Annotated in this window: 9 tRNA genes and 1 rRNA gene; all 10 read right to left on the bottom strand. The window is 48.0% G+C overall.

Going from position 1 to position 1312, the window contains the following annotated elements:
• Positions 1-134: 134 nt before the first annotated feature.
• Positions 135-210: transfer RNA gene (locus LQ226_RS20855), tRNA-Ala, on the bottom strand.
• A gap of 9 nt (positions 211-219) precedes the next feature.
• Positions 220-296, bottom strand: a tRNA-Pro gene (locus LQ226_RS20850).
• Between the two features lie 11 nt (positions 297-307).
• Positions 308-384, bottom strand: a tRNA-Arg gene (locus tag LQ226_RS20845).
• 13 nt (positions 385-397) lie between these two features.
• Positions 398-486, bottom strand: a tRNA-Leu gene (locus LQ226_RS20840).
• A 13-nt stretch (positions 487-499) separates the two neighbouring features.
• Positions 500-574 (bottom strand) — tRNA-Gly (locus LQ226_RS20835).
• 11 nt (positions 575-585) lie between these two features.
• Positions 586-670, bottom strand: a tRNA-Leu gene (locus tag LQ226_RS20830).
• Positions 671-684: 14 nt separating this feature from the next.
• Positions 685-760: transfer RNA gene (locus LQ226_RS20825), tRNA-Lys, on the bottom strand.
• A gap of 33 nt (positions 761-793) precedes the next feature.
• A tRNA-Thr gene (locus tag LQ226_RS20820) sits at positions 794-870 on the bottom strand.
• A gap of 28 nt (positions 871-898) precedes the next feature.
• Positions 899-974, bottom strand: a tRNA-Val gene (locus LQ226_RS20815).
• 11 nt (positions 975-985) lie between these two features.
• Positions 986-1101, bottom strand: a 5S ribosomal RNA gene (gene rrf / locus LQ226_RS20810).
• Positions 1102-1312 lie beyond the last annotated feature (211 nt).

Here is a 1312-nt window from a genome sequence, read left to right as displayed (position 1 = left end):
AGCCAAGATCAAACTCTCCATAAAATGTGAGTCTGCCTAGCATCAAAATAAATGATTACTGGCTTTAAAAATCAATTTAAAGACATTGACGATACATGTTGTTTCGTTCAGTTTTCAAAGATCAAATGTTTCATTGGTGGAGCCTAGCGGGATCGAACCGCTGACCTCCTGCGTGCAAAGCAGGCGCTCTCCCAGCTGAGCTAAGGCCCCTTATTTAAATGGTCGGGAAGACAGGATTCGAACCTGCGACCCCATGGTCCCAAACCATGTGCTCTACCAAGCTGAGCTACTTCCCGCAAAAAGAAAATGGCGCGCCCGAGAGGAGTCGAACCCCTAACCTCTTGATCCGTAGTCAAACGCTCTATCCAATTGAGCTACGGGCGCTTGATATTTGCAATGGTGCCGAGGGCCGGACTCGAACCGGCACGGTAGTTACCTACCGCAGGATTTTAAGTCCTGTGCGTCTGCCAATTCCGCCACCCCGGCAGGACTTTTTAAATGGAGCGGAAGACGGGATTCGAACCCGCGACCCCCACCTTGGCAAGGTGGTGTTCTACCACTGAACTACTTCCGCTTATGAAATTATGGTGCGGGTGGAGGGACTTGAACCCCCACGTCGAGAGACACTAGATCCTAAGTCTAGCGCGTCTGCCAATTCCGCCACACCCGCACGGTGTGTATAAATGGTGAGCCATGGAGGATTCGAACCTCCGACCCTCTGATTAAAAGTCAGATGCTCTACCAACTGAGCTAATGGCTCCCTTAATCTATATCAGACTTATTATAGTAAAAATGGTGCCGACCGAGGGACTCGAACCCCCAACCTACTGATTACAAGTCAGTTGCTCTGCCAGATTGAGCTAGGTCGGCTTCATGATCTTTAGTTTTTAAAGTAAAATGGTGGAGGATGGCGGGCTCGAACCACCGACCCCCTGCTTGTAAGGCAGGTGCTCTCCCAGCTGAGCTAATCCTCCATATATGTAAAGCCTGGCGGCGTCCTACTCTTGCGGGGGTGAAACCCCGACTACCATCGGCGCTGAAGAACTTAACTTCTGTGTTCGGCATGGGAACAGGTGTGACCTCTTCGCCAATACCGCCAGACTTTTTCTCTTCCTTTTTTTCAAGGACAAGATATATTGTACTTTATTTATTCAACAAAGTCAACAGGTATTTTAGATTTTTTCTAAGTACCTTCAAAACTAGATAAGAATTATGACATAACCATTTTCACTTTAGTTAGATAAGTCCTCGATTTATTAGTATCGGTCAGCTGCACGTGTCACCACGCTTCCACCTCCGACCTATCAACCTT

The organism is Pontibacillus sp. HN14 (assembly GCF_021129245.1).
Lineage (GTDB): Bacteria > Bacillota > Bacilli > Bacillales > BH030062 > Pontibacillus.
This window is presented reverse-complemented; position numbering and strand designations above follow the sequence as displayed.